Source organism: Empedobacter sp. ULE_I140 (assembly GCF_053482575.1).
Genome location: NZ_JBQMTX010000001.1, coordinates 311,691 through 338,073 on the forward strand (window position 1 = coordinate 311,691; position 26,383 = coordinate 338,073).

At 32.5% G+C, this 26,383-nt stretch carries 21 protein-coding genes and 1 riboswitch; of the genes, 10 read left to right on the plus strand and 11 right to left on the minus strand.

Annotation, left to right across the window (positions count from 1 at the left end; all coding sequences use genetic code 11):
- The first annotated feature begins 95 nt into the window (after positions 1-95).
- Positions 96-231: riboswitch (cobalamin riboswitch) on the plus strand.
- A gap of 86 nt (positions 232-317) precedes the next feature.
- Entirely contained in the window at positions 318-2,639 is a 2,322-nt protein-coding gene (metE, locus tag ACTS9J_RS01475; RefSeq protein WP_291046757.1) for a 5-methyltetrahydropteroyltriglutamate--homocysteine S-methyltransferase, read from the plus strand.
- Positions 2,640-2,724: 85 nt separating this feature from the next.
- Here the strand turns inward: metE and ACTS9J_RS01480 are convergent, their stop codons facing one another.
- From ACTS9J_RS01480 to leuS, 4 genes are all read right to left on the minus strand, one after another.
- Positions 2,725-3,666, minus strand: a complete 942-nt coding sequence (locus ACTS9J_RS01480) for a hypothetical protein (RefSeq protein ID WP_286495042.1) — start codon at positions 3,664-3,666, stop codon at positions 2,725-2,727.
- Positions 3,667-3,673: 7 nt separating this feature from the next.
- A complete protein-coding gene (locus ACTS9J_RS01485; RefSeq protein WP_286495041.1) occupies positions 3,674-4,366 on the minus strand; it encodes a hypothetical protein in 693 nt (230 codons plus the stop codon).
- 72 nt (positions 4,367-4,438) lie between these two features.
- Complete coding sequence (locus tag ACTS9J_RS01490) at positions 4,439-4,975, minus strand: GNAT family N-acetyltransferase (RefSeq protein ID WP_125348865.1); 537 nt, start codon at positions 4,973-4,975, stop codon at positions 4,439-4,441.
- Between the two features lie 105 nt (positions 4,976-5,080).
- On the minus strand, positions 5,081-7,936 hold the full coding sequence (gene leuS, locus ACTS9J_RS01495) for a leucine--tRNA ligase (protein ID WP_448352747.1): 2,856 nt from the start codon (positions 7,934-7,936) through the stop codon (positions 5,081-5,083).
- A 110-nt stretch (positions 7,937-8,046) separates the two neighbouring features.
- Between leuS and ACTS9J_RS01500 the strand changes: the two genes are divergently transcribed.
- Entirely contained in the window at positions 8,047-8,457 is a 411-nt protein-coding gene (locus tag ACTS9J_RS01500) for a hypothetical protein (RefSeq protein ID WP_448352748.1), read from the plus strand.
- Here ACTS9J_RS01500 and ACTS9J_RS01505 read toward each other — a convergent pair.
- Positions 8,454-9,482 (minus strand): sensor histidine kinase, encoded by a 1,029-nt coding sequence (locus ACTS9J_RS01505; RefSeq protein WP_038336818.1) that lies wholly within the window; start codon positions 9,480-9,482, stop codon positions 8,454-8,456. The two genes, ACTS9J_RS01500 and ACTS9J_RS01505, sit on opposite strands and share 4 nt — an antisense overlap.
- 9 nt (positions 9,483-9,491) lie before the next feature.
- Complete coding sequence (locus ACTS9J_RS01510; protein WP_291068740.1) at positions 9,492-10,172, minus strand: response regulator transcription factor; 681 nt, start codon at positions 10,170-10,172, stop codon at positions 9,492-9,494.
- A 148-nt stretch (positions 10,173-10,320) separates the two neighbouring features.
- Between ACTS9J_RS01510 and ACTS9J_RS01515 the strand changes: the two genes are divergently transcribed.
- The 5 genes from ACTS9J_RS01515 (at position 10,321) to ACTS9J_RS01535 (ending at position 16,277) form a co-directional block, all read left to right on the plus strand.
- Complete coding sequence (locus tag ACTS9J_RS01515) at positions 10,321-13,113, plus strand: TonB-dependent receptor domain-containing protein (protein WP_291059182.1); 2,793 nt, start codon at positions 10,321-10,323, stop codon at positions 13,111-13,113.
- Between the two features lie 44 nt (positions 13,114-13,157).
- A complete protein-coding gene (locus tag ACTS9J_RS01520) occupies positions 13,158-14,333 on the plus strand; it encodes a hypothetical protein (protein ID WP_291059184.1) in 1,176 nt (391 codons plus the stop codon).
- A 195-nt stretch (positions 14,334-14,528) separates the two neighbouring features.
- On the plus strand, positions 14,529-14,855 hold the full coding sequence (locus tag ACTS9J_RS01525; RefSeq protein WP_312356417.1) for an iron-sulfur cluster assembly protein: 327 nt from the start codon (positions 14,529-14,531) through the stop codon (positions 14,853-14,855).
- A 57-nt stretch (positions 14,856-14,912) separates the two neighbouring features.
- Positions 14,913-15,818, plus strand: coding sequence for an SPFH domain-containing protein (locus ACTS9J_RS01530; RefSeq protein WP_448352749.1), 906 nt, complete (start codon positions 14,913-14,915; stop codon positions 15,816-15,818).
- 66 nt (positions 15,819-15,884) lie between these two features.
- Positions 15,885-16,277 (plus strand): hypothetical protein, encoded by a 393-nt coding sequence (locus tag ACTS9J_RS01535; RefSeq protein ID WP_291122696.1) that lies wholly within the window; start codon positions 15,885-15,887, stop codon positions 16,275-16,277.
- A 92-nt stretch (positions 16,278-16,369) separates the two neighbouring features.
- Here the strand turns inward: ACTS9J_RS01535 and metG are convergent, their stop codons facing one another.
- Positions 16,370-18,406 carry a methionine--tRNA ligase gene (gene metG, locus ACTS9J_RS01540; RefSeq protein WP_448352750.1) on the minus strand — a complete coding sequence of 679 codons (2,037 nt, stop codon included), beginning with the start codon at positions 18,404-18,406 and terminating at the stop codon, positions 16,370-16,372.
- A 93-nt stretch (positions 18,407-18,499) separates the two neighbouring features.
- Here metG and ACTS9J_RS01545 point away from each other — a divergent pair, with 93 nt between their 5' ends.
- Both ACTS9J_RS01545 and ACTS9J_RS01550 read left to right on the plus strand, forming a co-directional pair.
- Positions 18,500-18,940 (plus strand): GNAT family N-acetyltransferase, encoded by a 441-nt coding sequence (locus tag ACTS9J_RS01545; protein WP_313252393.1) that lies wholly within the window; start codon positions 18,500-18,502, stop codon positions 18,938-18,940.
- A gap of 98 nt (positions 18,941-19,038) precedes the next feature.
- Positions 19,039-19,260 carry a hypothetical protein gene (locus ACTS9J_RS01550; RefSeq protein WP_115002232.1) on the plus strand — a complete coding sequence of 74 codons (222 nt, stop codon included), beginning with the start codon at positions 19,039-19,041 and terminating at the stop codon, positions 19,258-19,260.
- A 54-nt stretch (positions 19,261-19,314) separates the two neighbouring features.
- Here the strand turns inward: ACTS9J_RS01550 and ACTS9J_RS01555 are convergent, their stop codons facing one another.
- The 4 genes from ACTS9J_RS01555 to ACTS9J_RS01570 all read right to left on the minus strand — a co-directional run bounded on the left by ACTS9J_RS01555 (position 19,315) and on the right by ACTS9J_RS01570 (position 24,732).
- The gene (locus ACTS9J_RS01555) at positions 19,315-21,651 is read right to left on the minus strand and encodes a penicillin-binding protein 1A (RefSeq protein WP_313252391.1); all 2,337 of its coding nucleotides are present in this window, start codon (positions 21,649-21,651) and stop codon (positions 19,315-19,317) included.
- 6 nt (positions 21,652-21,657) lie between these two features.
- A complete protein-coding gene (locus tag ACTS9J_RS01560; protein WP_084106949.1) occupies positions 21,658-22,119 on the minus strand; it encodes a gliding motility lipoprotein GldH in 462 nt (153 codons plus the stop codon).
- The gene (locus tag ACTS9J_RS01565; RefSeq protein WP_286474538.1) at positions 22,103-23,776 is read right to left on the minus strand and encodes a PSP1 domain-containing protein; all 1,674 of its coding nucleotides are present in this window, start codon (positions 23,774-23,776) and stop codon (positions 22,103-22,105) included. The genes ACTS9J_RS01560 and ACTS9J_RS01565 overlap by 17 nt, the downstream gene beginning before the upstream one ends.
- Before the next feature lie 86 nt (positions 23,777-23,862).
- Positions 23,863-24,732, minus strand: a complete 870-nt coding sequence (locus ACTS9J_RS01570) for an MBL fold metallo-hydrolase (RefSeq protein ID WP_280061916.1) — start codon at positions 24,730-24,732, stop codon at positions 23,863-23,865.
- A 118-nt stretch (positions 24,733-24,850) separates the two neighbouring features.
- Between ACTS9J_RS01570 and gltX the strand changes: the two genes are divergently transcribed.
- Positions 24,851-26,359 carry a glutamate--tRNA ligase gene (gene gltX, locus ACTS9J_RS01575; RefSeq protein ID WP_180905491.1) on the plus strand — a complete coding sequence of 503 codons (1,509 nt, stop codon included), beginning with the start codon at positions 24,851-24,853 and terminating at the stop codon, positions 26,357-26,359.
- Positions 26,360-26,383: the final 24 nt, after the last annotated feature.

Consider the following 26,383-nt stretch of genomic DNA (forward strand, 5'->3'; position numbering starts at 1 on the left):
TTTCAACACGATATTTTATCGTTGTTTAAGTGTTTTGTTTTGTAAAAATATTAATAATAAGTTGTATAATCTTATTTTTTCAAGTTTTACAATCGTTTATTTTGTCTTGTTACATTTGTAAAGAAATAAACAACAAATTATTGGGGAATCGTGTGAGAATCACGAGCTGTCGCGCAACTGTAAGTAATGCAAATTACAAGTCAGATTACCAATAGAAACAAAAGATGATACTTTCGCGATTTGAAGTCAGTCTGTCACAATAGGTTTACTATTTATCAACTCGCGTTTGTGTTTTTGAACATTAAAAAACAATCAAAATGCAAACACAAATTTTAGGTTATCCAAGAATTGGCGCTAACCGTGAACTAAAAAAAGCCTGCGAAAACTATTGGGCAGGTAAAATTGAACTACAAGCTTTATTGCAAACAAGCCGTACAATTACCAAACAAAATTGGGCATTGCAACAAGCTGCCGGAATTGATTTAATTCCGTGTAATGACTTTTCTTTTTATGATCAAGTTTTAGATTCTACGTTATCAGTTGGTGCAATTCCAGCGCGTTTCAATACGGTTGCGTTAAATAAAAAGAACACAGAATTAGACTTGTATTTTGCGATGGCAAGAGGTTATCAAAAAGATAATTTAGATATTACAGCGATGGAAATGACAAAATGGTTTGATACCAACTATCATTATATCGTTCCGGAATTTGTAAAAAATCAAGAATTTAAATATTTCTCAAACTCAATTGTAAACGAATTTATCGCTGCAAAAAAAGAAGGTTTTAATCCAAAAACTGTTTTAATTGGACCGATTACGTATTTATTATTAGGAAAAGAAAAAGAAGAGGGATTTGATCGAATTGATTTAATTCAGAATTTATTGCCAGTTTACTTTGAAATTATTCATGATTTAATCAATCATGGAGCAAATACAATTCAGTTCGACGAACCTTTTTTAGCTTTAGATTTAGACGAAAAATCGAAAACAGCTTATCAAGAAGTTTACAAAAAAATAAGAAAAGAATTTCCTCAACTTACAATTCAGGTCGCAACTTATTTTGATGGATTGAAAGATAATACAGCTTTAGCAATCAATTTACCAATTGATATTTTGCATCTTGATTTGGTTCGTGACGAAAATCAAATCGATGAAATATTGAATCTAATTCCTTCTCAATTAAAACTTTCTTTAGGTTTAGTTGATGGTCGAAATATTTGGAAAAATGATTTTCAAAAATCGCTTTCAACCATAGAAAAAGTTGTGAACAAAATTGGAGAAAAACGTGTTATTATTTCAACATCTTGTTCATTATTACATTCGCCTTGTGATTTAGATTTAGAAACAAACGAAAAAAATCTTCCGACAACAATCAAAGATTGGTTTGCATTTGCGAAGCAAAAATTAGAAGAAGTTGCTTTCTTAAAAAATTATTTTTCAAACCCGAATGACGAAAAATTGATTCAACAATATGAAGCGAATCAATTCTCTATTAATAATAGAAAAAATTCTCAATTAATTCATCAAACTCAAGTTAAAGAACGAGTAAATGCAATAAAAGATGAAGATTATAATCGTACAAATAGTTTTGGACAACGAAAAATTGTGCAACAAAATGTATTGAATCTTCCGCCTTTCCCAACGACAACAATCGGATCTTTTCCACAAACACAAGAGGTGAGAAGTTGGCGTGCGAAATATAAAAAAGGAGAATTATCTGCCGAAGAATATGATACTTTATTGAAACAAGAAACCAAGCGTACGATAGAGTGGCAAGAGGAAATTGGCATTGATGTTTTGGTGCATGGTGAATATGAGCGCAACGATATGGTGGAATATTTTGGTGAAAAATTAGCCGGATTTGTCTTCTCTAAAAATGGTTGGGTTCAGAGTTATGGAACGCGTTGTGTAAAACCGCCTATTATTTTTGGTGATGTTTATCGCCCAGTTCCAATGACGGTTTATTGGTCGAAATATGCGCAATCTATCACAGAACAAAAAGTAAAAGGAATGTTGACTGGTCCAGTTACGATTTTGCAATGGTCTTTTGTTCGCGATGATCAACCAAGATCTACGACGTGTAAACAAATTGCATTGGCGATTCGTGATGAAGTTTCAGATTTAGAAAAAGCTGGAATTAAAATTATTCAGATTGATGAACCTGCAATTCGAGAAGGTTTACCATTGAGAAAAGATGAATGGCAAAATTATTTGAAATGGACGGTTGATTCGTTCAAATTAGCTTCAAGTAATGTTGATGATTCTACTCAAATTCATACGCATATGTGTTATTCAGAATTCAACGATATTATTCAAAATATTGCTGATTTAGATGCGGATGTTATTACAATTGAATGTTCGAGAAGTCAAATGGAATTATTAAATGCTTTTTCAGATTTCAATTATCCAAATGATATCGGACCTGGAGTTTATGATATTCATTCGCCTCGAGTTCCGTCGAAAGAAGAAATGGTTGATTTGATAGAGAAAGCGGCAAAAGTTATTCCGGCAGATCAATTATGGGTGAATCCTGATTGTGGACTAAAAACGCGTCATTGGGAAGAAACCGAAAAAGCTTTGATTGAAATGGTTGCGGCGACAAAAGAATTAAGAAAAATATATACGCCAAAAGCGATTTAAGCTTAACATCCTACTTTTATGACTTAAGTAGTGTAGTGTTATTTATTTGTGAAGAAAGGTTGAGCAACGCTCAACCTTTTGTGTTTTAATAATAATTTATCGTTCGTTTTACAACATATTTCAATTCTCCATTAGTTGAAATAGAGGCTTTTATCCAATTATTTTTCGAATCATATTCATACGAAACTTGATAAGAAGTTAAAACTACTTGTCCATTTCGGAAGGATTGTTTTTTAAAGTTGACAATTTCATTTTTCGAATCGAAATCAGCTTGATAGGCTAACGTTTTATTGGCGTGAAATGATTGTAATTTAGAAATATTTCCATTCTCAAAAAACATTATTTTGCTCGAATTTCCAGCAATTTCTTCCTGAAAAATAGGCGTTTCTTTATCATAAATATAATACGATTTTCGTCCTTTTTTTCCATCAAAAGAAGTTATTTCATCCAAAACCAATAAACCATTTTTGTTATACGTCAAATTATTTTCACTAATCGTAGAACCTTCCACTTTTGTTGTGATTTTATCCAACTTATTCGAATAATTAAAAATCGTTTCATAATTAGATTTTGACGATTTCCCTTCGATTTTTTCTGTCAAGTTTATCAACTGATTTTTATTGTCATAAACGAAGTTTTTGTCCGAAGCAACTCGTTTTGGATCTTCACCATTGTTAATAACTGTATTCGTTTGTTTATCAATTAAATTTGAGTTATTGTAGTCGTAATTAACATAGTTATAAACAGCTAATTTTCCTTGATAATCCAAATAATTTGTTCGTTTTGTTAACAAACCTTTTGAATTAAATTCTAACGAAATTTGATTGTAAAATTCATTTTCTAAAAAAGGTAAAGTTGTGGTGTTTCCTTTTGCATTTGTTGCGTTTGAAGTCACTTTTTCAACCTTTCCTTTTAGATTAAAGTCAGCTAAAGTTGTTTTAACTTCATAATCATTCGTTGAAATTTTTTGTGCAAAATTAACTTGTGAGACAGCCAAACAAATTGTCGTTAAAATTATTTTTTTCATGTTTTGTTTAAAATTGATAACCGATTTTAAAGTTAAGATTTAAATTGAAATCTGTAGAAGAACCTTCTTTTTTATAATGATTTTCTAAACCGCTCATAAAATAATCAAAAATTCGAGTATCAACACTTTCTAAATTTGTAATATTCGAATATTTTACATTTCTATTTTTTACACCTAAACCAACTTTTGGCATTAGTATAAGACCTTTGTGCAACTGTATAAAAACATTATAATTAAGATTTATTCCATATTTTTCTCGCTTGTAATCGGCAGTATCATAAGAATATAAATAAGAAAAATTTTGATCATCTTTTCGATAAAATTCTCCATTTTCAAGATGATCAGTGTGATGAATATAGAAAAATTCAGAAGAAATAAGATGTTTTACTCGTTTGTTTTCGCTTAGATTGATAAAAAATTCTGGTCGAATCTCAAAAAGTTGATAATCTTCGTTGATTTTATATTTTGGTTTGTGACTAAGAGGAATGCTATGATAACTTCCGTAGCCGATTTCAGAGCCAATCCAATAACGTTCGTTGAGTTTATAAATGTATCCAAACGTCCATCTTGGAGGTGATAATGCTGCTGAAAGAACGCTAAAAGTGATGACATTTTTGCGCTCATCGCTTGATTTTTCTTGTGCTGAAATGAATTGTCCAAAACCAATAACGAACAAAAAAAGTAAAAAATTCTTTTTCATATAAATAGTATTTAAAAGAAAGAGAATCAATTGCTTAAAAGGTTGCGTGAACCAAGATTATTTTGAAGTTAATTATTTCTTCAATTCATACCAAAAGCAATCCAAATCCCACATGTCAAGATGAAAAGTTTCAGTGACTTCAAATCCCATTTTTTCTAACACATTTCGAGAAGCTTTATTATCAACATGCGTTATTGCGTTTAGTTTAATATGTGACATATTTTTTCTGTAAAAGTCCATGCAAGCTTCGGCAGCTTCAGTTGCATAACCTTTTCCCCAAGTTTCTTTTCTGTAACGATATCCGATATCAATAAAATCGAATTTATTATTCATCGATTCGCTTTCTATAATATATTTAAAACCAGTCCAACCAATCATTTTACCTGTTTCTTTTTCAACAACAGCAAGACGACCATGTCCAAGTTCTTCATATTGTTTTTGGATATCTTCAATAATTTCTTTTGTTTCTTCAATGGTTTGAATAGGTTCTGCTTTTAGAAATTCATGAACTTCTGGTTGTGAATCCATTTCAAAAAAATCTTGTAAATCATCAATCGTAATAGGTCTGATGATTAACCGTTCTGTTTCGAGTGTTGGTAAATATTTCATTGAGTTATAGTTTTGATTAAAGATAGTATAAAATATAAAATCCTCGCAATTGCGAGGATTTTATCTATATTCTCAATACTAAAATCTAGTATCTAAAATCTTTTTTTATCCAACGATATTAATGATTTTTCCAGGAACAATAATAATGTTTTTCGGAGTACGATCACCCAATTGTTTGATTGTACGTTCGTCGTTCATTACAATTTCTTGAATTTCTTCTTTCGATAACGACAAAGGTAATTCTAACAAAAATTTCATTTTACCATTGAATGAAACTGGATATTCTTTAGCATCTGCAATCAACCATTTTTCTTCGAAAACAGGGAAATCTGCATGTGCAATTGACGTTTCATGTCCTAATTTTGACCACAATTCTTCTGCAATATGCGGTGCATAAGGAGAAATAATAATAGCCAAAGGCTCTAAAATTGCACGTTTAGTTGTTTTTAATTTTCCTAATTCGTTTGCAGCAATCATAAAAGTAGAAACCGATGTATTAAAAGAGAAATTGTTTACATCTTCGTCCACTTTTTTGATGGTTTGATGCAACACTTTCATTTCTTCTTTTGTTGGTTCATCTTCCGAAACAAAAAATGTTTCTTCTGTTCCTGAATGATATAATCTCCAGAATTTTTTCAAGAATGAATAAACTCCAGATAAACCTTGTGTATTCCATGGTTTAGACTGTTCAACAGGACCTAAAAACATTTCGTATAAACGTAAAGAATCTGCTCCATATTGATTACAAATATCATCAGGATTTAAGACATTGTAGTAAGATTTTGACATCTTTTCAACCTCACGTCCTGTGATGTATTTCCCATCTTCTAAGATAAATTCTGCATTAGCAAAATCTTCTCTCCAAGTTTTGAATTTTTCTGTATCTAATTCGTCGCCTCCATCTTTTAACAACTTAACATCAATACGGATTGGTGTTGTTTCATGTTGATCTTTCAAAGATTTAGAAACAAAAGTATTTGTTCCATTAATTCTATATGCATAAGCGGTCATTCCCAAAATCATTCCTTGGTTGATAAGTTTTTTTGCATACTCATCCGTTGGAACTAAACCTTTATCGAATAAGAATTTTTGCCAAAAACGAGAATATAATAAGTGACCAGTAGCATGCTCAGATCCACCCATGTATAAATCTACATTTTGCCAATAATCAACAGCCTCTTTAGATACAAAATCGTTGTCGTTTTTTGCATCCATATAACGTAACCAATACCAAGAAGAACCTGCCCAACCTGGCATTGTATTTAGTTCTATTGGGAAAATAGTTTCGTTATTGATTAAAGTATTATCTACAACTTGATTAGTTGTTGTATCAAAAGCCCATTTTGTTGCACGCCCTAATGGTGGCTCACCTTCAGATGTTGGTAAATATTCGTCCACTTCAGGTAAAATAATTGGTAAAGCTTCTGTAGGAATTGTGTAAGGCATCCCGTCCTTGAAGTAAACAGGAACCGGTTCTCCCCAATATCTTTGACGAGAGAAAACAGCTTCGCGTAAACGGAAGTTTGTTTTTCCTTGTCCAAAACTTTTTTCTTCTAAAGCTTCAATCGCTTTTGCAACCGCTTGTTTATAATCTAATCCGTTTAAGAAATCAGAATCTTGTAATTCGAATCCACCTTTTTCTGTAAAAGCAGCTTCAGAAATATCTTGATTTTTGAAAATATTAATAATTGGTAAATTGAAATGATTTGCAAAAGCAAAATCACGTTCATCACCAGCAGGAACAGCCATTACAGCTCCAGTTCCATAAGAAGCCAATACGTAATCACCAATCCAAATCGGAATTTGTTTTCCTGTAAATGGATGAATGGCGTAAGCCCCGGTAAATTCTCCTGTAATATTTTTAGCATCCGCTAAACGATCACGTTCAGAACGTTTTGAAGTATAATCGACATAAGCATCAACTTTTGCTTTGTTTTCTGCTGTTGTAATTTGAGAAACTAAAGGATGCTCTGGCGCTAATGTTACATAAGAAACACCAAAAACAGTATCAGGACGAGTAGTAAAAACTTCAATTTTGTCATCGTTTCCTACAACATCAAAAAAGATTGATGCACCTTGCGATTTACCAATCCAATTTTTTTGAGATTCTTTGATCGGATCTGGCCAATCTAATTTATCTAAACCAGTTAATAAACGATCAGCGTAAGCCGTGATACGCATCATCCATTGTGTCATTTTTTTGCGCACAACAGGGAATCCTCCACGTTCAGATAATCCGTTAATTACTTCGTCATTCGCTAAAACAGTTCCTAAATCTGGACACCAGTTTACTTCTGCTTCTGCTAAGAAAGTTAAACGATATTTTAATAAAATTGCTTGTTGTTCTTTTTCAGAATAGGCATTCCATTGCTCTGCCGTAAAGATTTCAATATCATCATCTGCCACAGCATTTACATTTGCATTACCTTCAGTTTTGAATGTTTCAACTAATTTTGAAATGGATTCAGCTTTATCGGTTGAATTATCATAATATGAATCAAATAATTGATTGAAAATCCATTGTGTCCATTTATAATATTCAGGTTCCGAAGTTCTGATTTCGCGATCCCAATCATATCCTAAACCAATTTTTTTCATTTGGTTTTCGTATCCAGCAATCACATTTCCTTGTTTATCAACTCCACCTTCGATATTCGTTGTTGTTGTAATCGCAGGATGTTGACCTGTTTGAATCGCATATTGCTCCGCAGGCAAACCAAAAGAATCGTAACCCATTGGGTGTAAAACGTTGAAACCCTTTAATTTTTTGTAACGAGAATAAATATCAGACGCAATGTATCCAAGTGGATGACCTACGTGTAATCCTGCTCCAGAAGGGTAAGGAAACATATCTAATACGTAAAATTTAGGTTTTTCTGATTGATTTTCAGCTTTGAACGTTTTGTCTTCAATCCAAAATTTTTGCCATTTTGGTTCGATTTCATTCGGATTATATTGCATTATTGGAAGTTATATTAAAATTAAATTTATGCAAATTTACATTTTTTATGTATCTTTTGGGTTAGAATAGCGATATTTGTACATTAACAATCAACACCTAAACCAAATCCATGAAAAAAGAATTGATATTATATTATATCGGTATCCTTATTTTTTTTACTATCCTTATTTTTTCTGTTAGACATATCGTAAATACAACACGTGTTTTTGTGGGGTACGAAGATGGTTTTAATCCTGTTAATATCAAATGGAATTTTGATGAAAAAGATTCAACACTTCGTGTCAAAGATCCTATTTATGTCAGAAATGATTATTATTTGATTGATTATAAAGACAAAGCATTCTTAAAAAAAGATACAATTCTTTATGCTGAACTTTTTGAGGATTCGTTAGCTGTAAAAGGAAATGTACTGAATTTGAAACCTCCTTATTTCTTGTGGAAAGAGGCTAAAAACGACACGTTGAAAGTTTTTAAACACAACATTACCTTGAAATTTACTAAGAAGCAAGAACAATATTAAGCCTTCTGTAAATAAAACGAAAAAGTAGAACCTTTTCCTATTTTACTTGTCACATAAATTTTCTGTTTATGGGCTTCTAAAATATGTTTTACAATTGCCAAACCTAATCCAGATCCGCCATTGTTACGATTTCGAGATTTATCAATTCTGTAAAAACGCTCAAAAATTCGGTCAATATCTTCTTGTTTTATTCCAACACCTTGATCTTTTATCGAGATTTGAATTTTATCATCATATTCTTCAAAATCGATGTCAATTTCTGTATTTGGATTTGAATAATTGATGGCGTTTACAATCAAATTAATCAAAACTTGTTGAATTTTCTGAATATCACCTACAACTTTTATCGGTTGATGAATAGGATAATTTAGTGAAATTTTTATGTTATTTTTTTCAGCTTTAATTTCTAATAAATCAATCACATCTTGTACAAGTGCCGTCAAATTGAAAACCGAAAATTCGATATTGATTCGTCCACGTTCAAGTTCTGCAATCATGTCCAAATCTTTGACCAAATAAATCAATCGATCAACCGATTTATTGATTCGGTTTAAGTATTTATCTCGAATAGATTCATCTTCAACTCCGCCTTCTATCAGTGTTAACAAATAACCTTGAACCGAAAAAAGAGGCGTTTTCAACTCATGTGAAATATTTCCTAAGAAATCTCTTCTGTAATTTTCACGCTCATTCAAAACATCAATTTCTTTGGATTGATCTTCTGTAATGGTAGAAATTTTTTGAGAAAGTTCTTCAAAATCCATTGTACTGGATTGAAATTGTGGAATATTTTTCGAGATTTCAGTAAAATCTTTTCTTCGTTGATTTTTTAAAGAAAACCAATAAAATATTGATAATCCAATCAATAAAAGAAGCATTAAACTGATGAAAAATAGTTTTTCTTGGAGAATAAAATCAATATTTCCAAACCATAAAAAAGAGAACAAAACAAATCCTAAAGCCAAGAATAATGTACTGAGAAAGGCAAATAGAAAGATGTTTTGAACTTTGAAAGTTGAAGCCATTACGAGCTTTTAGTCATTTATTTTGTATCCAATTCCTTTGATTGTTGAGAAACGATCGTTCCCAAATTTTTCGCGTAATTTGCGCATATGTACGTCAATTGTACGTCCGCCAACTACAACTTCATTTCCCCAAACTTTCTCCAAAATTTCTTCACGTTTGAAAACACGTTCTGGATTTGAGGCCAATAAAGCAATCAATTCAAATTCTTTTCGAGGTAACAAAAAGTCTTGTCCTTGGTAATTTACTTTATAGGTTTCGCGGTTAATCTCGAAATTATTCAATTTGATAAATTCGTCTTTTGGCGATTCGTTAGGTTGTTTTAATTTTAATAAAGCATTTAGTTTACTGATTAAAACTTTTGGTTTGATAGGCTTTAAGATATAATCATTTGCACCGGCATCATAACCTGCTAATTGAGAAAAATCTTCGGCGCGAGCAGAAAGAAAAACGACCAAAGTATCTTGAAAAGAATCTAATTTTCTCAATTCCGCACACATTTCCATTCCGTCCATTTGTGGCATCATTACATCTAATAGAATCAAATCTGGGCGAAAAATTTTGGCTTGTTTCAAACCTTCTAGTCCGTTTTGAGCTGTTTCTACTTCAAAACCTTCTTTTTTTAAGTTGTAACCAATAAATTCTAAAATATCTGGTTCGTCGTCAACTAATAAAATTTTAATGTTCTTCATAATTGTTTGTAATAACTAAATAAAATTAGTCGATGTAAAATTAAGCTTAAATTTTAGGAGAAATTAGGTAAAAACATTTCTTAACATTCATTTAAAGTTACGATAATTTCATAACATTTACCTAACAAAACCTTTACAATTTTTAAAAATGTTTTTCATTGGATTGCCGCAACTTTGCCATCAAACAAACACGAATTATACAATCGCAATGAAACGCAATTTAACTTTACTTTTATTATTAGGTTCTGCAGCATTATTTGCGCAAACTAATATTAAATTAGAAGGAACTTTATTTGATCAAAAAACAAACCAACCACTTTCTGAAAAAACTTTTGTGGTTGAAGGATTAAATATTCAAGCAAAAACAAACGAGAAAGGGTACTATGAAATTTCTATTCCGGATGATGTTTATCAAATCGATGTAAAAGTTGACGGTTATCAAACCATTACGAAAACTTTAACAGAGGAGACGAATCTTAACATGTATTTGCAACCGGAAGATTTTAAAGATGGAAAAATTGATTTGTCGACAGCTGTAGTGACTGGAGTAAGAAGTAAATCAGCTGAGTCTAACTTGTTGAATATGCAGAAGAAATCTACAGAAATTGTAGAGCGAGTTGGAGCAGCTCAATTAGAAAAACAAGGTATTGGGGATGTTGCAACTGCTATTACTAAAGCTTCTGGAACGATAAAACAAGAAGGAACGGGAATTATTTTCGTCCGAGGATTAGGAGATCGTTTCAATTCGACTACGTTAAATGGTTTTATCATTCCATCAGATGATCCTGAAAATAAGAATATTAATTTAGGTATTTTCAAAACAAATATGGTCGATTATATTTCACTTGAAAAATCATTTTATCCTCGTATGATTGGTGATTTTACAGGAGCAAATATCGACATCGTTTCCAAAGAATATACAGGAAAAGCTTATGTAAAAATAGGTGTAGGTTCTTCTGTCAATTTACAGACAATAGATAATAATAAATTTAAACAACAAGATGGTCCAAATTTTTTTGGATTCAAAAAAATAGAGTTACCAACAAGTACCAATCCTGTAAAGCAATATGCTTTTAAAACAAATTGGGATTATAAAAATGCCAAAAATCCATTCAACACAGGAATTGATTTAGAGGCTGGTGGAAATGTAAATATTGGAAGAGAAGGTAAACTTTCTATCTATGGATATATAGGATTTGATAATCATTATGCATACAGAGAAGGACAGGAAAATAACGTTTCAGCTGCAGGAGATTATTTAAAGCAATTGAATGTTGATCGTTCTTCTTATACAACTAATACAAACGGTTTATTAAATTTTATTTATAGAATCAATTCGAACAATAAAATTACGTTAACTTCAAATACTATTCATGCATCAGAACAAGATTTTCGAATCTTAAGAGGGTTTTTGAGAGATACTGCTGAAAATGGACAAGGTCTTGTACATCGTGCAGATAATAAAGTCACAACAGTTTTTGCAAATCAACTTTTTGGTGAGCATCAATTTGGAAATAACTTAACATTGAATTGGGGTGGAGCCTTTAATCATATCAACAGTGAACGTCCAAATCGTATGCAAAACACGATGATGTTAGATGAAAAGATTAATCAATACATACTAATTAGTAATTCACCAGGAGATAATCACCGTTATTACGATGAATTTTCTGGAAACGATTTTCAAGGTAGAGCCGATATTACGAAAAAATGGGATCGACTAAAATTAACCGTTGGAGGGTATGGTCTTTATAAAAAGCGTGATTTTGGTGCAGTCCAAATTAGTATTGGTACAAAAAATGGTCAAATTGTAGACCCAAATAACTTAGATGCATTTTTTAATCAAAATAATTTTAACAATGGGATGTTTACCTTATCCACTCTTAGAGGAACAGGAACTTCAGATTTGCCAAATTTATTAGATCCATTAAGTTATACTGCAGAACAAAAAATTTACTCTGGTTTTGCTAACATAGAATATGAATTGAGTGATAAATTCTTAGTTCAAATTGGATTGAGAAATGATAATGTCAATTTGATGGTTGACTGGAATACAAATATTGGAGAGATGACTGGTAAAGTTGACAAGAATTACAACAAAATTTTACCAGCATTGAATTTAAAATATAGTTTAACGGATAATCAAAATCTACGTTTTTCAGCATCTAAAACTTATACATTGCCACAAATCAAAGAAATGGCACCTTTTGCTTATGATGATGTAACGAATACAACATACGGACAACCAAAGATTTATCCATCAGATAATTATAATGCAGAACTAAAATGGGAATTTTTTCCAAAAAGAGACGAAGTCTTATCGATTACTGCTTTTGGAAAATATATCAAAAATCCAATTTCAAGGGTTAACGTTTCTTCAGCATCTGCAAATGATTTAACATACATTAACACTGGAGATAACGGATATGTTTATGGTGCAGAAATAGAGGCGAGAAAAAATATTGTTGAGTTTTCTACAACGTCAAAATTATACACAATCCTAAACGCAGCTATATTAAATTCTAACCAAAAATTAGATTTTGAGAAAGTTAAAAATGAAACAGGAATTGCAACCAATTTCACTAAGACAGACCAAGAAATGGTTGGAGCAGCTCGCTTTTCAGGAAATGCAAGTCTTGGTTATTCTACTTCTTTAGGAGGTAAAAAGAAATTAGACGCAATGCTTGTTTATGGTTATGTAGGTAAAAACGTATATGCAATTGGTTCTCAAGAAAGAGGTTCTCAAATGCTGAAAGCAATCAATTTGCTAGATGCTAATATACGTTTCAATTTATCAGAAAAAACGACTTTATCAGTATTTGGAAAGAATTTATTAAATCCAAATTTCACGATCGAACAAAATAATAGAGGAACAAACTACATTCTCGAAAATTATAACAGAGGAATCCAAGTTGGATTAGGATTTTCTCACACACTTTAAAAATCAACAATAGAATATAAAAATTACAAACAAAAACAATACAAATGAAAAAATTAATCTTTAAAGCACTTTTTTGTGCAACAATTTTATCTTCTACTGCAATGGTAATTTCATGTAGCAACAATGATGATAGTGGTGAAGTAATTGATGATAAAAACCCTTTAACACCTGAAAAATTTGAAGGTACAATAAAAACAGGAAAGTCTTTAACATTAGATCCTTCGAAAACATATAACCTAACAGGTAAAGTAACGGTTGAAAATGGAGCAACATTAACGATTCCTGCTGGAACTAAGTTTATTACAAAAGGAGGTACTGCTTCTTACATTATTGTAGATAGAGGAGGTAAAATATATGCAAATGGAACATCTGCAAGTCCTATTGTTTTTCAAGGAGTTAATCATACACCAGGAGAATGGGGAGGAATTGTTATCTTAGGAAAAGCTCCATCTAATCGTAGTGCTTCAGGTGAATCAACTTCAGAATTAGGAGATAAAATTTATGGAGGTAAAGAGAGTGCAGATAACTCAGGATCGTTAACTTATGTAATTATTAAAGATTCAGGAGCAAGATATAATGATCAAAAAGAATTTAATGGACTTTCATTATTTGGTGTTGGTAACGGAACAAAAATCGATAACATCTACATTGAAAATGGAGGTGATGATGGAATTGAATTCTTCGGAGGAACTGTAAATGCAAGTAACATAATTGTAAACGGTGTTGGAGACGATTCTTTTGACTGGACAGAAGGTTGGTCGGGTACGGGTACAAATTGGTACGCAAAAAGAAGACCTGCAGCAATCGGTGGAGAAATGGGGAATAGAGGTATAGAAGCGGATAATCAAGATACAAATCCTGATGCAACACCAATTTCTAACCCAACACTTAAAAATGTAACGGTTGTAGGAACTAAAGAAGGGCCAGAATCTCAAGGTGCAAAATTAAGAGCAGGTACTAATGGGAATATTGACAACTTAGTTATTGCAAATTTTGTTACAGGTTTAGATATTGAAACAGATCGTTCTGTTAACTGGTTTAATCAAGGAGGAAAATTGACAAATGTTCGTTTTATCAATGTAGATAAAGAAAGTAAAGGAACAAATAGTAAAAAAGAAGCTGTAGATGTTTCTAAAGCATATACAACTAATCCGAATGCTACAGGAGCTGGTAACGGAGCAGATATCCCAACATGGGCAGCTTGGACAGGATTAAAATAAAAATCTATATAATGAATGATTAAACTTTTCTTATAAAAAAGTTCTTCGTGTTTGTAAATCGCTTTTTTGGGTTCTCCAAAGAAGCGATTTTCTTCTATTATAACTATTTTATTTTAAGTCATTAAAAATAGTTATTTAGAAAAATTCCACGTAAGATAAAGTATTTGTACATTTGTACCATTAAGAATTGAAATAATGGCATTAACAGAAGAACAATTAGATTCGATTGGAGAAAAATTGGTTGAAAAATTCAAGACCGTTTTTGATCCGGAGATTCCAGTAGATATATACGAGTTAGGATTAGTTTATGATGCGCAAGTAAATGCAGATGGTGAAGTAAAAGTTACCATGACTCTTACATCTCCAAACTGTCCAGTTGCAGAAAGTTTACCTGTAGAGGTAGAACAGCGCGTAGAAGAGATAGAATATGTAACGAAATGTTACGTAGAAATTACGTTCGATCCACCTTGGGATAGAGATATGATGAGCGAAGAAGCAAAATTCGAATTAGGAATGTTATAACTTAACATTCCTAATTTTTTTGTATCTTAATCCAACAAATTCAAAACACTAAAACTTATGGGATATTTAGGCGTGATCGTTTTTCTTGGAATTATTTTCCTTTTTTTATTCGTCTTTACAGTAAAACAACAAACGGCGGTTGTAATCGAGCGTTTCGGAAAATTTAATAGCATTCGTAATCCAGGATTACAATTCAAAATTCCGATTGTGGATAGAGTTGCAGGAAAAATGTCATTAAAAATTCAGCAATTAGACGTTGTTGTCGAAACTAAAACAAAAGATGATGTATTTGTTCGATTGAAAGTTTCTGTTCAATATCAAGTCATCAAAACACAAGTTTATGATGCATTTTACAAATTAGATAATCCGTATACGCAAATAACTTCTTTTGTTTTTGACGTTGTTCGAGCGGAGGTTCCAAAACTTCGTTTGGATGATGTTTTCGAGAAGAAAGATGACATTGCGGTTGCTGTAAAAAGTGAATTGCAGGAAGCAATGAATTCATATGGATATGAAATTGTTAAAACTTTGGTAACCGATATCGATCCAGATGAACAAGTAAAACATGCGATGAATCGTATTAATGCTGCAGAACGTGAGAAATTAGCAGCGCAATATGAAGGTGATGCTGCACGTATTTTGATTGTAGAAAAAGCAAGAGCCGAAGCAGAATCGAAGCGTTTGCAAGGACAAGGTATTGCAGATCAACGTCGCGAAATTGCAAAAGGTTTATTGGAATCTGTAGATGTTTTGAATGGAGCAGGAATTACGTCGCAAGAAGCTTCTGCGCTAATTGTGGTGACGCAACATTATGATACATTGCAAGCGATTGGAGAAAAATCTGGAAGCAAATTAGTTTTGTTACCAAATTCACCAACAGCAGCATCGGAAATGTTGAACACGATGGTGACATCGTTTACTGCAGCTCATGAATTGAATGAACATCAAATAACAAAAGAGTAGCCAACGCAACAAAAAAATAAACCAAATCAAGGCGATTCGTTTACTTTTCCGGAACATCCTTAGAAGATGAAAAAATATATTGTTTTACTTAGTTTTTTATTATCTATTATAAGCTGTTATCCTGGATATAATGTTTATATTGTAAATAACACTAATTCTAAAATTGAATTACAAACCTATCCATCGATAGAAAAAAGAATAGGAATAAAACAAGGCAATTCCTACAATAAAATTAATTCTAAAAAAATAAATGGAATAGATAATTTTGAGGAAGGAATCTACAACTTAAACCCAAATGATAGTATTTTTTTATTTGGAAACAGAGGTTATCTAGGGAATTATTTACCCTTTAATTCTGTTAAAATAAAAAAATATGATACTTTAAAAATTACAAGTACTAATCTTTTAGAAAATATTAATAATAAAAAAGGACGTAAATATTATATTATTATCAATTAATAATTTCTAATAAAATTAATAAACAACATAATAAAAGCCACTTCATCGAAGTGGCTTTCTACTATCTCAATACTTATATCTAAAATCTAAGTCTATCCAACTTGAACACCGTTTGGCGTTTCTTCTTCTGGATTTACAAACGTTAATTTTCCGTCTGCTTTATCAGCGAATAATAACATTCCGTTCGATTCGATTCCACGAATTTTACGAGGCGCTAAATTTGCTAAAACCATTGCTTGTTTTCCAACGATTTCTTCTAACGTAAAATGTTCTGCAATACCAGAAACAATTGTGCGAACGTCCATTCCTGTATCCACTTTTAGTTCGAATAATTTGTCTGCTTTTTCAACTTTCTTCGCTTCTAAAATAGTTCCGATACGGATATCCATTTTTTGGAAATCGTCAAAAGAAATCAATTCTTTTTGAGGTTCTGCGTTTGGATTTGTCATATTATTTTTGACTTTACTTTCGTTTAATTTATTGATTTGTGCTTCGATTGCTTCGTCTTCAATTTTCGCAAAGATTAGTTCAGATTGACCTAATTGATGTCCAGCTTTTACAAATTCGTCTGTTGATTCTAAATCATCCCAACTCATTTTTTCTACATTCATCATAGCCAACATTTTTTCAGAAGCGAATGGAATAAATGGTTCTCCTAATTGTCCTAATGCAGCAGCAATTTGCGTCGCAGCGTACATTATTCCTTTTACAGCTTCTGGATCATCACCTTTTTTCCAAGGTTCTTGCGCTTGTAAAAATTGATTTCCAAGACGAGCCAAATTCATATATTCTGTCAACGCAGCACGGAATTCATATTTATCTAAATGATCACCAATGCGCTTTGCAAAATATTTGATTTCAGTTAATTCTTCAAATTCAATTGTTTTTGCAGGAACAATTCCTTCGTAATATTTGTGAGAAAGCACCATTACACGGTTGATAAAGTTTCCTAAAATTCCAACTAATTCAGAATTATTCTTCGTTTGGAAATCTTTCCACGTAAAGTTATTGTCTTTATTTTCAGGCATATTTGCCGTCAACACATAACGCAATGTATCTTGTTGATTTGGGAAATCTTCTAAATATTCGTGCGCCCAAACTGCCCAATTACGAGAAGTTGAGATTTTATCATCTTCTAAATTCAAGAATTCGTTTGCAGGAACATTATCTGGCATAATATAATCGCCATGCGCTTTCATCATTGTTGGGAAAATGATACAGTGGAAAACGATATTGTCTTTTCCGATGAAATGAACCAATTTTGTTTCTTCATTTTGCCAATAATCTTTCCAATTTTTACCGTTTTTCTCTGCCCATTCTTGCGTGAAAGAAATGTAACCGATCGGCGCATCAAACCAAACATACATTACTTTTCCTTCAGCTCCATCAACAGGAACAGAAATTCCCCAGTTCAAATCGCGTGTCATTGCACGAGGTTTCAAACCATCATCTAACCAAGATTTTACTTGACCATAAACACTCGATTTCCAATCATTTTTGTGACCTTCTAAAATCCATTTTGATAAGAAATCTTGGTATTGATCCAATGGCAAATACCAGTTTTTAGTTTCTTTTCTGATTGGCGTATTTCCAGATAAAGCAGAACGCGGATTAATCAATTCTTCTGGACTTAATGTTGAGCCACATTTTTCACATTGATCGCCGTAAGCATCAGGATTTCCACATTTGGGACATTCACCACGAATGTATCGATCCGCTAAAAATTCGTGCGCATCTTCGTCGTAAAATTGTTCTGTAACATCTTCTGTAAATTTGTTATTATCATATAACGTTTTGAAGAAGTCTTGCGCAACTTCTCTGTGTTTATCTGATGTTGTACGAGAATAAATATCGAACGTCACACCAAAATTAGCCAATGTATTTTTGATATTTTCGTGGTAACGATCAACAATATCTTGTGGCGTTACGCCTTCTTTTTTGGCACGAATTGTAATTGGAATACCATGTTCGTCAGAACCTCCAATGAATGCCACATCTTTTCCTTTTCTTCGTAAAAAACGCGCATAAATATCAGAAGGAACGTAAACACCTGCCATGTGACCAATGTGCAATGGTCCGTTAGCATAAGGTAAAGCCGCTGTTATTGTATATCTTTTTGGTTGACTCATTTGCTTAAAATCTATAAGCGACAAAGATACGATTTGTTGTTTGTTTTGTTAAAACCTTTTTCTAATTTTATAAGGTTAATCAATTGATGGAGCATGAATATTAGGAAAGAGGAGAAAAGCGATTATGAACAAATTTTTAAATTGATTGAAAAGGCATTTGAAAATGAAGAATATAGTGATCATCGTGAACAATTTTTAGTAGAACGATTACGAAATTCTGATAGTTTTGTTCCTGATTTGTCTATTGTTTTTGAAATGAATGGACTTACTGTTGGTTATATCTCATTGACAAAGATTAAAATTAATCATTCAGATTTTTCTTACGATTCTTTAGCACTTGCTCCTGTAGCGGTTTTACCTAATTATCAAGGAAATGGAATTGGTGGTCATTTAATAGAATTTGCGCATAAGAAAGCGAGAGAATTAGGTTTTGAATCGATTATTTTGTTAGGTCATCCAACTTATTATCCTAAATTTGGTTACCGAAAAGCATCTGACTTTGATATTCAGTTACCTTTTGATGTTCCAGATTAAAATTGTATGGCAATTGAGTTGGAGGAAGATGCGCTGAAAAATGTAAATGGAATGGTAGAATATCCGAAAGAATTCTATCAATAATTAAAATATTTCCTATGGAAGAAAAAGCTGTTGTAACACCAGATGAGGTGGTAACGGATACAATTACGAATTTATTTACGTATGCTAATTATTTTTTGGTTGCAGCGCTTGTTGTGTTGTTAACGTATATGACGATTCGTGATTTTAAGAAAAAACAACGCGAAAAGAAATTGTCACAAGAACGTGAATCGTACAACAATCAGTTTGATAACGAAGAGGAAAAAGAAGACTTATAAATCATAAAAATAGCCACCCAATTTTGAGTGGCTATTTTGTTTATATCAATTTAATTATTGACCTTCTTCTTCAGGAATTTCATAGTTTTCGCCTACGCTTTCACTACCACTTCCTTCGATAATTGGACCTGGATCATACATTTCATCATATTGATGGAATCCGTATGTATTCGAACAATCCCAGTGTTTTTCAATGTCCTTAGGTTTGTCAAATTTATCTCCAGCTGTTACGCCAAATTTTCCTCCTTCTTTGTAAACGCCTTGCATATAGTAAGCCCAAATAGGTAAAGCTGTATTGGCTCCTTGTCCTGTGGCTGTACTTGCAAAGTGAGCAAATCGGTCTTCTGCACCAACCCAAACTCCAGTAACTAAATTTGGCGTTAATCCCATAAACCAACCGTCAGAGTTTTCGTTTGTTGTACCTGTTTTACCAGCAACTTCCGCTGTGATGTTATATCTATTTCTAAGACGCGAACCAGAACCTCTTTCTACAACACCTTTCATCAAATCAATCATAGTGTACGCTACGTTTTCATTAACAACTTCTCGTGTTTGAGGTGTATAATCTTTGATAACTTTTCCTTGTTTATCTTCTATTCTTAAGATTAATTGCGGTTTAATGTAAATACCACCATTTGCAAAAGCACTCATCGCACCAACCATTTCATACAATGATAAATCGGCAGAACCTAATGCAATTGTAGGGTCTTTTACGATAGGAGATTCAACTCCAAGGTCACGAGCCATTTGAATTACAGGTTCTGTACCTGTTTGCATAATCAAACGAGCAGCGACAATATTTGTTGAATAAGCTAATGCAGTTCTTAAATCTTGAGATCCACCATATTTACCATTAGCATTTCGAGGAGACCAATTTCCTGGAATTCTCTCATTAGAAACAGTATGACAAGGTGTTAATCCTAATTGATTAATCGCTGTTGCATAAACAAACGGTTTGAACGTAGAACCTACCTGACGACGTGCTTGTTTTACGTGGTCAAATTTGAAATAATTCCAATCGATTCCTCCAACCCAAGCTTTGATTGTTCCATCTTTTGGATCCATTGACATTAAACCAGCTTGTAAAATATGTTTGTGATATTCGATTGAATCCATCAATGTTTTTCCTTTTTTGTACTGAATTCCGTTCCATGTAAAGAACTGAACAGAGTCGCGAGGTGTATTGAAAACAGTTTCGATTTCAGCTTCAGATTTTCCTTCGGCTTTCATCTTTTTATACAAATCTGTACGAGCCATTGCTTGCTTAAAGATTTGTGTTCTTTTTGCAGCAGAAATATTATAAAATGGTGCTAAACTACGTCCACGTTGCTCTCCAAAGAATTGATCTTGTAAAACTTTTAATTGTTTTTTAACCGCTTCTTCAGCTAAATTCTGCATTCTTGAGTCTAACGTTACATAAATTTTTAAACCATCTTTTTCAAGGTTATAAGATTTTCCTGTTTCTTTCTCATAATCAACCATCCATTGCTGAATTTCCTTTCTCAAAGCAGATTTGAAATATGCTGAATGTGATTCATCATGCTGCATAATATCTTGTTTATCTGTAACCAATGGTGTAGCTTTTGCAGCTTCCCCTTCAGCTTGAGAAATTTTGTTGTATTTCATCATTTGATCTAATACAAGATTTCTTTTTTCTGTAGATAATGCAGGATTTTTTACAGGGTTGAATTTTACAGGATTTTGAAACATTGAAACCAATGTTGCAGCTTCATCTAAGTTTAATTCTTTTGTTGTTTTGTTGAAATAAACTTTAGAAGCAGATTCAATACCTTTTGCACCATAGATAAAGTCAAACTTATTGAAGTACATCGCAATGATTTCTTCTTTTGTATACAATTTTTCTAATTGAACAGATGTTACCCATTCTTTTAGTTTTTGTAAACCACGTTTCACTTTATTAGAAGAAGGATCTTTTGTGTACAACTGTTTTGCTAACTGCTGTGTAATTGTAGATCCACCTCCTGAATCACCTCCTGAAGATATAGCACGGAAAGCAGCTTTAATATCTACACCTGAATGATCAAAGAAACGAACGTCCTCTTTTGCTAACAATGCATCAACTAAATGTGGTGGTAAATCTTTGTAATCGACTGGTGTTCTGCGTTCTGCTTCGAAACGATCTAACAAAACACCATCAGAAGAAATAATTTCTGATGAAACATAAATATCAGGATTTTCTAAATCACGTACATTGGGAATTTCACCTAACCATCCGTTAGATGTCGCCCAAAAGATTCCGAAAATTCCTAATACGGCACAAAAAAACAGTACCCAAATGGTAACGATTATTTTTTTGGCTAATGAAAAGCTATTGAACTTCTTTTTTGCTTTAGAAGTTGTGCTTGTTTTAGGATTTTTATTGTTTTCCATTCTGTATTATTCAGCTTTATCAACAATCAAACTAATGTCTTCGATTCCTTTCAAATTCTTTGTTCGCATACCTTGCCAAACTTTTAGTTGATAGCGACCAGAGTCTTTTATTGGTAAATTTTCGCGATAAACCAACATCATTTCTTTTGTTGTCATTCCTTTACCAATCCAGCTTCCATCAGGATTTGCAATGTAATACTGTAAGGTATCAATCATTTCATTTCCTTTAGGATCGATGAATTTCGTGAACAAATATAAGTTACTATATTCATACGACGTATTATTTCTTAACACAAATCCAATGTTAACAGCCGAAGGTTTAGGATCTTTTACATCAAACGTAAAGGTTTGAGGCTGATTACTCTTCCATTCGTCTTTCACATCTTTTGTGTCTTGATAATAATGTTTAGCCTCGCAACTAAACAATAAAAAGACTAAAATAAAAAGCAAACTACTGTTGCGTATCATCTGGTTTTGGCCCACGATTAAATCTTTTTTTATTTCGATTCTTCGATTTATTTGGTTTCGGTTGAGAATTATTTGCTTGATTCTCGTCCTTAGTTTTCGGTTTTTGCTCAGCATTTTGATTATTTTGCTGAGGTTGTTTTTTTGGTTGTTGAGTTGACTGATTAGCCTGATTTGTTTGATTATTTTGTTGGCTATTATTGCTCGGATTATTCGGTTTTCGCTTTTGTTGATTGCGATTGCGATTATTTCCTTGCGGCTTTTGCTGATCAGTATTTGGTTGAGCTTGTTGCTCTTTCGCCTGAGTTGGCTGTTGCTTCTCTTTTGGCTGATTTTGTTGTTGCTGATTCTGATTAGGATTCGAATTTTTGTTCGGTCTACTTTGATTATTCTTTTTAGACTGATTTGGATTCTTTCCTTGTTTATTTTCAAGACGATTCGCCTTATCTTTCGCTTCGTTAGGCTGTTTTTGTTTTGCCTTCTGAGGTTTTAGATTATTAGCATTCGTCGCAACTTTTTCGTTTCCAGAATTTTGATTATTCTTAATTCTTTTACGTTTTTTGTTTTGCTTTTCTTTACGTTCAAAACGTTCTAAAGAATCTTCTCCAATTACATCTGTAAAATCTGGTTTCGATTCTTCTACATTTTTAGCTAAATCTTCTAAAGGTTCAGTTTTTTGACCTTTTGCAGTAATTGCTAAAAATTCTTGAATATCGTCTACCGAAAATTTGTACCAAACAATTCCTCCTTTGTCATAAGCAAACCACATTTCTTTCTTGAAAACGTCTATTTTAACACAATGTGCCCAACCTTTTTCAGTCTCGAAACGGCTTTCTATCGACGGAAAACTATTTAATGCATCTAAATATGAATCTAATTCAAAATTTAAACAACATTTTAATTTACCACATTGTCCAGCTAACTTTTGCGAGTTAATTGACAATTGTTGATAACGTGCCGCAGCAGTGCTCACAGAGCGGAAATCTGTTAACCAAGTCGAACAACATAATTCGCGTCCACAAGATCCAATTCCACCAACTTTTGCTGCTTCTTGACGATATCCGATTTGTTTCATCTCAATTCTTACGCCAAATTTACCTGCGTATTCTTTGATTAATTGACGGAAATCGACACGTCCTTCTGCTGTATAATAAAATGTAACTTTCGCTCCATCCCCTTGGTACTCAACATCACAGATTTTCATTTCCAAATTAAGGTTTTTCGCCATAATTCGAGAATCAACCATTGTTTGTTTTTCTCTATCTCGAAACTCTACCCAAGTTTCTATATCTTTTTGGTTCGCTTTACGATAAACCTTCTTGACATCTTCCGCAGTCCACGAAAGATTCTTTTTTTTCATCTGGATTCTAACAAGCTCACCCGTAAGTGTAACAACCCCAATATCATGACCAGGTGTTCCTTCAACAGCGATTACATCGCCAATATTTAGAGATATGTTGTTTTCGTTTTTATAATAAAACTTTCGATCGTTTTTGAAACGAACTTCCACAAAATTGAACTTTTCTTGTCCATTTGGAAGTTGCATATTCGATAACCAATCAAAAACTGATAATTTTCCACAACCATCAGTGCCACAAGCACCATTATTGTTACATCCTTTCGGAAGGCCATTAGAAGTTCCACAAGATCCACATCCCATGCTTCTATAATTTTTTTAAATGACAACACAAAGGTATGAAAATATTTTTCTGAATTTGTGAAATCATTTCGGTTATGAAATTGATTTTAAATTGAATCAAAAACTTCTGAGAATGAATAGGTTTGGTCTAATCTAATACCTTTTTCTGTTAATTTTAACGTAGCTAATTCGTTGACATGATCGTGTTCAAAAAACAAAATATATTCATTTTCGACTGCTTTTTGTAAAAACGTTCCTTTTTCTTCAACTGTTATTAAAGGTCGTGTATCAAACCCAATCACATAAATTAGCGGAATATGTCCTACAGTTGGGATTAAATCTGCGATATAAACTATTTTTTTGCCTTTATAGGTAATAATTGGCAACATTTGTTTTTCGGTATGTCCATCTACAAATAAAATATCAAAACCAAGTGGAGAATTTTCTATAATTGCTCCATTTTGAGGTAAATCAATCAAATTAAGTTGTCCACTTTCTTGTAGAGGTAAAATATTTTCTTTCAGGAAAGATGCTTTTTCGCGAGGATTTGGATTTACAGCCCAATCCCAATGATTCGCATTTGACCAAAATTTTGCGTTTTTGAATGAAGCTTCTAAATAATCTTTCTCTTTGTTATATTGAATTGCGCCACCACAATGATCAAAATGTAAATGCGTCAAGAAAACATCTGTAATATCATCGCGATGAAATCCATGTTTGGCTAGAGAATTATCCAAAGTAGCATCGCCCCACAAATAATAAAACCCAAAGAATTTTGCATCTTGTTTAGTTCCGATTCCGGTATCAATTAATATTAATCGTTCGCCATCTTCGATTAATAGACATCTCATTGCAAGATCGATTAAATTTCTATCATCAGCAGGATTGGTTTTATTCCAAATCGATTTTGGTACAATACCGAACATTGCGCCGCCATCTAATTTAAAATTTCCTGTTTCTATTGAATATAATTTCATTTTTATGTGGTTTTATTTTGTTGAATTTTGCTTTCACGAAGATAAAAAATAGAATATTATTTAAAATAAATATCTATTATAGAATTGAACGACTTAAATTTGCAAAAATTTTGATACAATGGCAAAAGAAGTTCGTGTAAGATTTGCGCCAAGTCCAACAGGTGCGTTACACATCGGAGGAGTCCGTACTGCGTTATACAATTATCTTTTCGCAAAACATAATAACGGAAAATTCTTATTAAGAATAGAGGATACAGACCAAACACGTTATGTGGAAGGTGCTGAACAATATATTATCGATTCGTTGAAATGGTTAGGCTTAACTCCTGATGAAGGTGTTGGTTTTGGTGGAGACTTAGGTTCTTACCGTCAATCAGAGCGTAAAGAAATCTACAAACAATATGTAGACGAATTATTAGCTTCAGGAAATGCATATTATGCGTTTGATACGGCAGAAGAATTAGACGCTGCACGTGCAAAAGCAGAAGAAAATAAAGAAACATTTATTTATAACTGGTCGACAAGAGGAAATTTGAAAAACTCTTTATCGTTGACGGAAGATGAAACAAAAGCTTTAATTGAGAATGGAACACCTTATGTGATTCGTTTCAAAATTGATGATTCGCGTACAGTTTTATTGGATGATATGATTCGTGGAAAAATCACGATTGATGCAGCAACTTTAGATGATAAAGTTTTGTTTAAATCTGATGGAATGCCAACGTATCACTTAGCTAATATTGTGGACGATCATTTGATGGGAATTTCTCACGTAATTCGTGGAGAAGAATGGTTACCATCAATGGCTTTACACGAATTATTGTATGATGCATTTGGTTGGGAAGCGCCTCGTTTCGCACATTTACCATTAATCTTGAAACCAGAAGGAAAAGGAAAATTAAGCAAACGTGATGGAGACAAACACGGATTTCCAGTTTTCCCAATGGAATGGAAAACAGAAGAAGGAATTGCAAAAGGATACAAACAAGAAGGTTATTTTCCAGATGCAGTGTTGAATATGTTAGCTTTATTGGGGTGGAATTCTGGAACTGATCAAGAGATTTTTACAATGGAAGAATTGATTCAATTATTTTCATTAGAAAAAGTTTCGAAATCAGGTGCACGTTTTTCTCCAGAAAAAGCAACTTGGTTTAATCACCAATATTTACAACAAAAATCTGTTGAAGAATTATTGCCATCTTTCGAAGAAGTTTTAAAAGAAAACGGAATCGAACCGAATCCAGTTTTAGATGCAAAAGTGGTTGAATTGTTAAAAGAAAGAGCAAACTTTGTAAAAGATATTTTCGAGCAAGGTCAATTCTTTTATATAGCTCCTTCTACTTACGACGAAAAAGCAGCTAAAAAAGCATGGAAAGATGATTCGAAAGAGATTTTAGGAAAATTTGTTGAAGTTTTAAATTCATCAGAATTTACTTCAGAAATTTTACACGATGCAATGGCAGAATTTGTTACAGCTCAAGAAATTGGATTTGGAAAAATCGGAATGCCTTTACGTCTTAGTTTAGTTGGTGCGTTACAAGGACCAGATGTTCCTGTGATTATGGCAATTTTAGGAAAAGAGGAAACGATTGCACGTATCAACAAAGCGATTGAAGTTTTAGGATAAAATTATTTCTATCATAAATAAAAA

Excerpts from the sequence above, each read along its gene's own strand:
- ACTS9J_RS01485 (WP_286495041.1), bottom strand. The coding sequence starts at position 4,366 with ATGAAAAAGAATTTTTTACTTTTTTTGTTCGTTATTGGTTTTGGACAA.
- leuS (WP_448352747.1), bottom strand. The coding sequence starts at position 7,936 with ATGCAATATAATCCGAATGAAATCGAACCAAAATGGCAAAAATTTTGG.
- ACTS9J_RS01550 (WP_115002232.1), top strand. The coding sequence starts at position 19,039 with ATGGAAGAAAAAGCTGTTGTAACACCAGATGAGGTGGTAACGGATACA.
- ACTS9J_RS01490 (WP_125348865.1), bottom strand. The coding sequence starts at position 4,975 with ATGAAATATTTACCAACACTCGAAACAGAACGGTTAATCATCAGACCT.
- ACTS9J_RS01545 (WP_313252393.1), top strand. The coding sequence starts at position 18,500 with ATGAATATTAGGAAAGAGGAGAAAAGCGATTATGAACAAATTTTTAAA.
- ACTS9J_RS01515 (WP_291059182.1), top strand. The coding sequence starts at position 10,321 with ATGTTTTTCATTGGATTGCCGCAACTTTGCCATCAAACAAACACGAAT.
- metE (WP_291046757.1), top strand. The coding sequence starts at position 318 with ATGCAAACACAAATTTTAGGTTATCCAAGAATTGGCGCTAACCGTGAA.
- ACTS9J_RS01525 (WP_312356417.1), top strand. The coding sequence starts at position 14,529 with ATGGCATTAACAGAAGAACAATTAGATTCGATTGGAGAAAAATTGGTT.
- ACTS9J_RS01555 (WP_313252391.1), bottom strand. The coding sequence starts at position 21,651 with ATGGAAAACAATAAAAATCCTAAAACAAGCACAACTTCTAAAGCAAAA.
- ACTS9J_RS01565 (WP_286474538.1), bottom strand. The coding sequence starts at position 23,776 with ATGGGATGTGGATCTTGTGGAACTTCTAATGGCCTTCCGAAAGGATGT.
- ACTS9J_RS01535 (WP_291122696.1), top strand. The coding sequence starts at position 15,885 with ATGAAAAAATATATTGTTTTACTTAGTTTTTTATTATCTATTATAAGC.
- gltX (WP_180905491.1), top strand. The coding sequence starts at position 24,851 with ATGGCAAAAGAAGTTCGTGTAAGATTTGCGCCAAGTCCAACAGGTGCG.
- ACTS9J_RS01520 (WP_291059184.1), top strand. The coding sequence starts at position 13,158 with ATGAAAAAATTAATCTTTAAAGCACTTTTTTGTGCAACAATTTTATCT.
- ACTS9J_RS01560 (WP_084106949.1), bottom strand. The coding sequence starts at position 22,119 with ATGATACGCAACAGTAGTTTGCTTTTTATTTTAGTCTTTTTATTGTTT.
- ACTS9J_RS01480 (WP_286495042.1), bottom strand. The coding sequence starts at position 3,666 with ATGAAAAAAATAATTTTAACGACAATTTGTTTGGCTGTCTCACAAGTT.
- metG (WP_448352750.1), bottom strand. The coding sequence starts at position 18,406 with ATGAGTCAACCAAAAAGATATACAATAACAGCGGCTTTACCTTATGCT.
- ACTS9J_RS01505 (WP_038336818.1), bottom strand. The coding sequence starts at position 9,482 with ATGGCTTCAACTTTCAAAGTTCAAAACATCTTTCTATTTGCCTTTCTC.
- ACTS9J_RS01510 (WP_291068740.1), bottom strand. The coding sequence starts at position 10,172 with ATGAAGAACATTAAAATTTTATTAGTTGACGACGAACCAGATATTTTA.
- ACTS9J_RS01500 (WP_448352748.1), top strand. The coding sequence starts at position 8,047 with ATGAAAAAAGAATTGATATTATATTATATCGGTATCCTTATTTTTTTT.
- ACTS9J_RS01530 (WP_448352749.1), top strand. The coding sequence starts at position 14,913 with ATGGGATATTTAGGCGTGATCGTTTTTCTTGGAATTATTTTCCTTTTT.
- ACTS9J_RS01570 (WP_280061916.1), bottom strand. The coding sequence starts at position 24,732 with ATGAAATTATATTCAATAGAAACAGGAAATTTTAAATTAGATGGCGGC.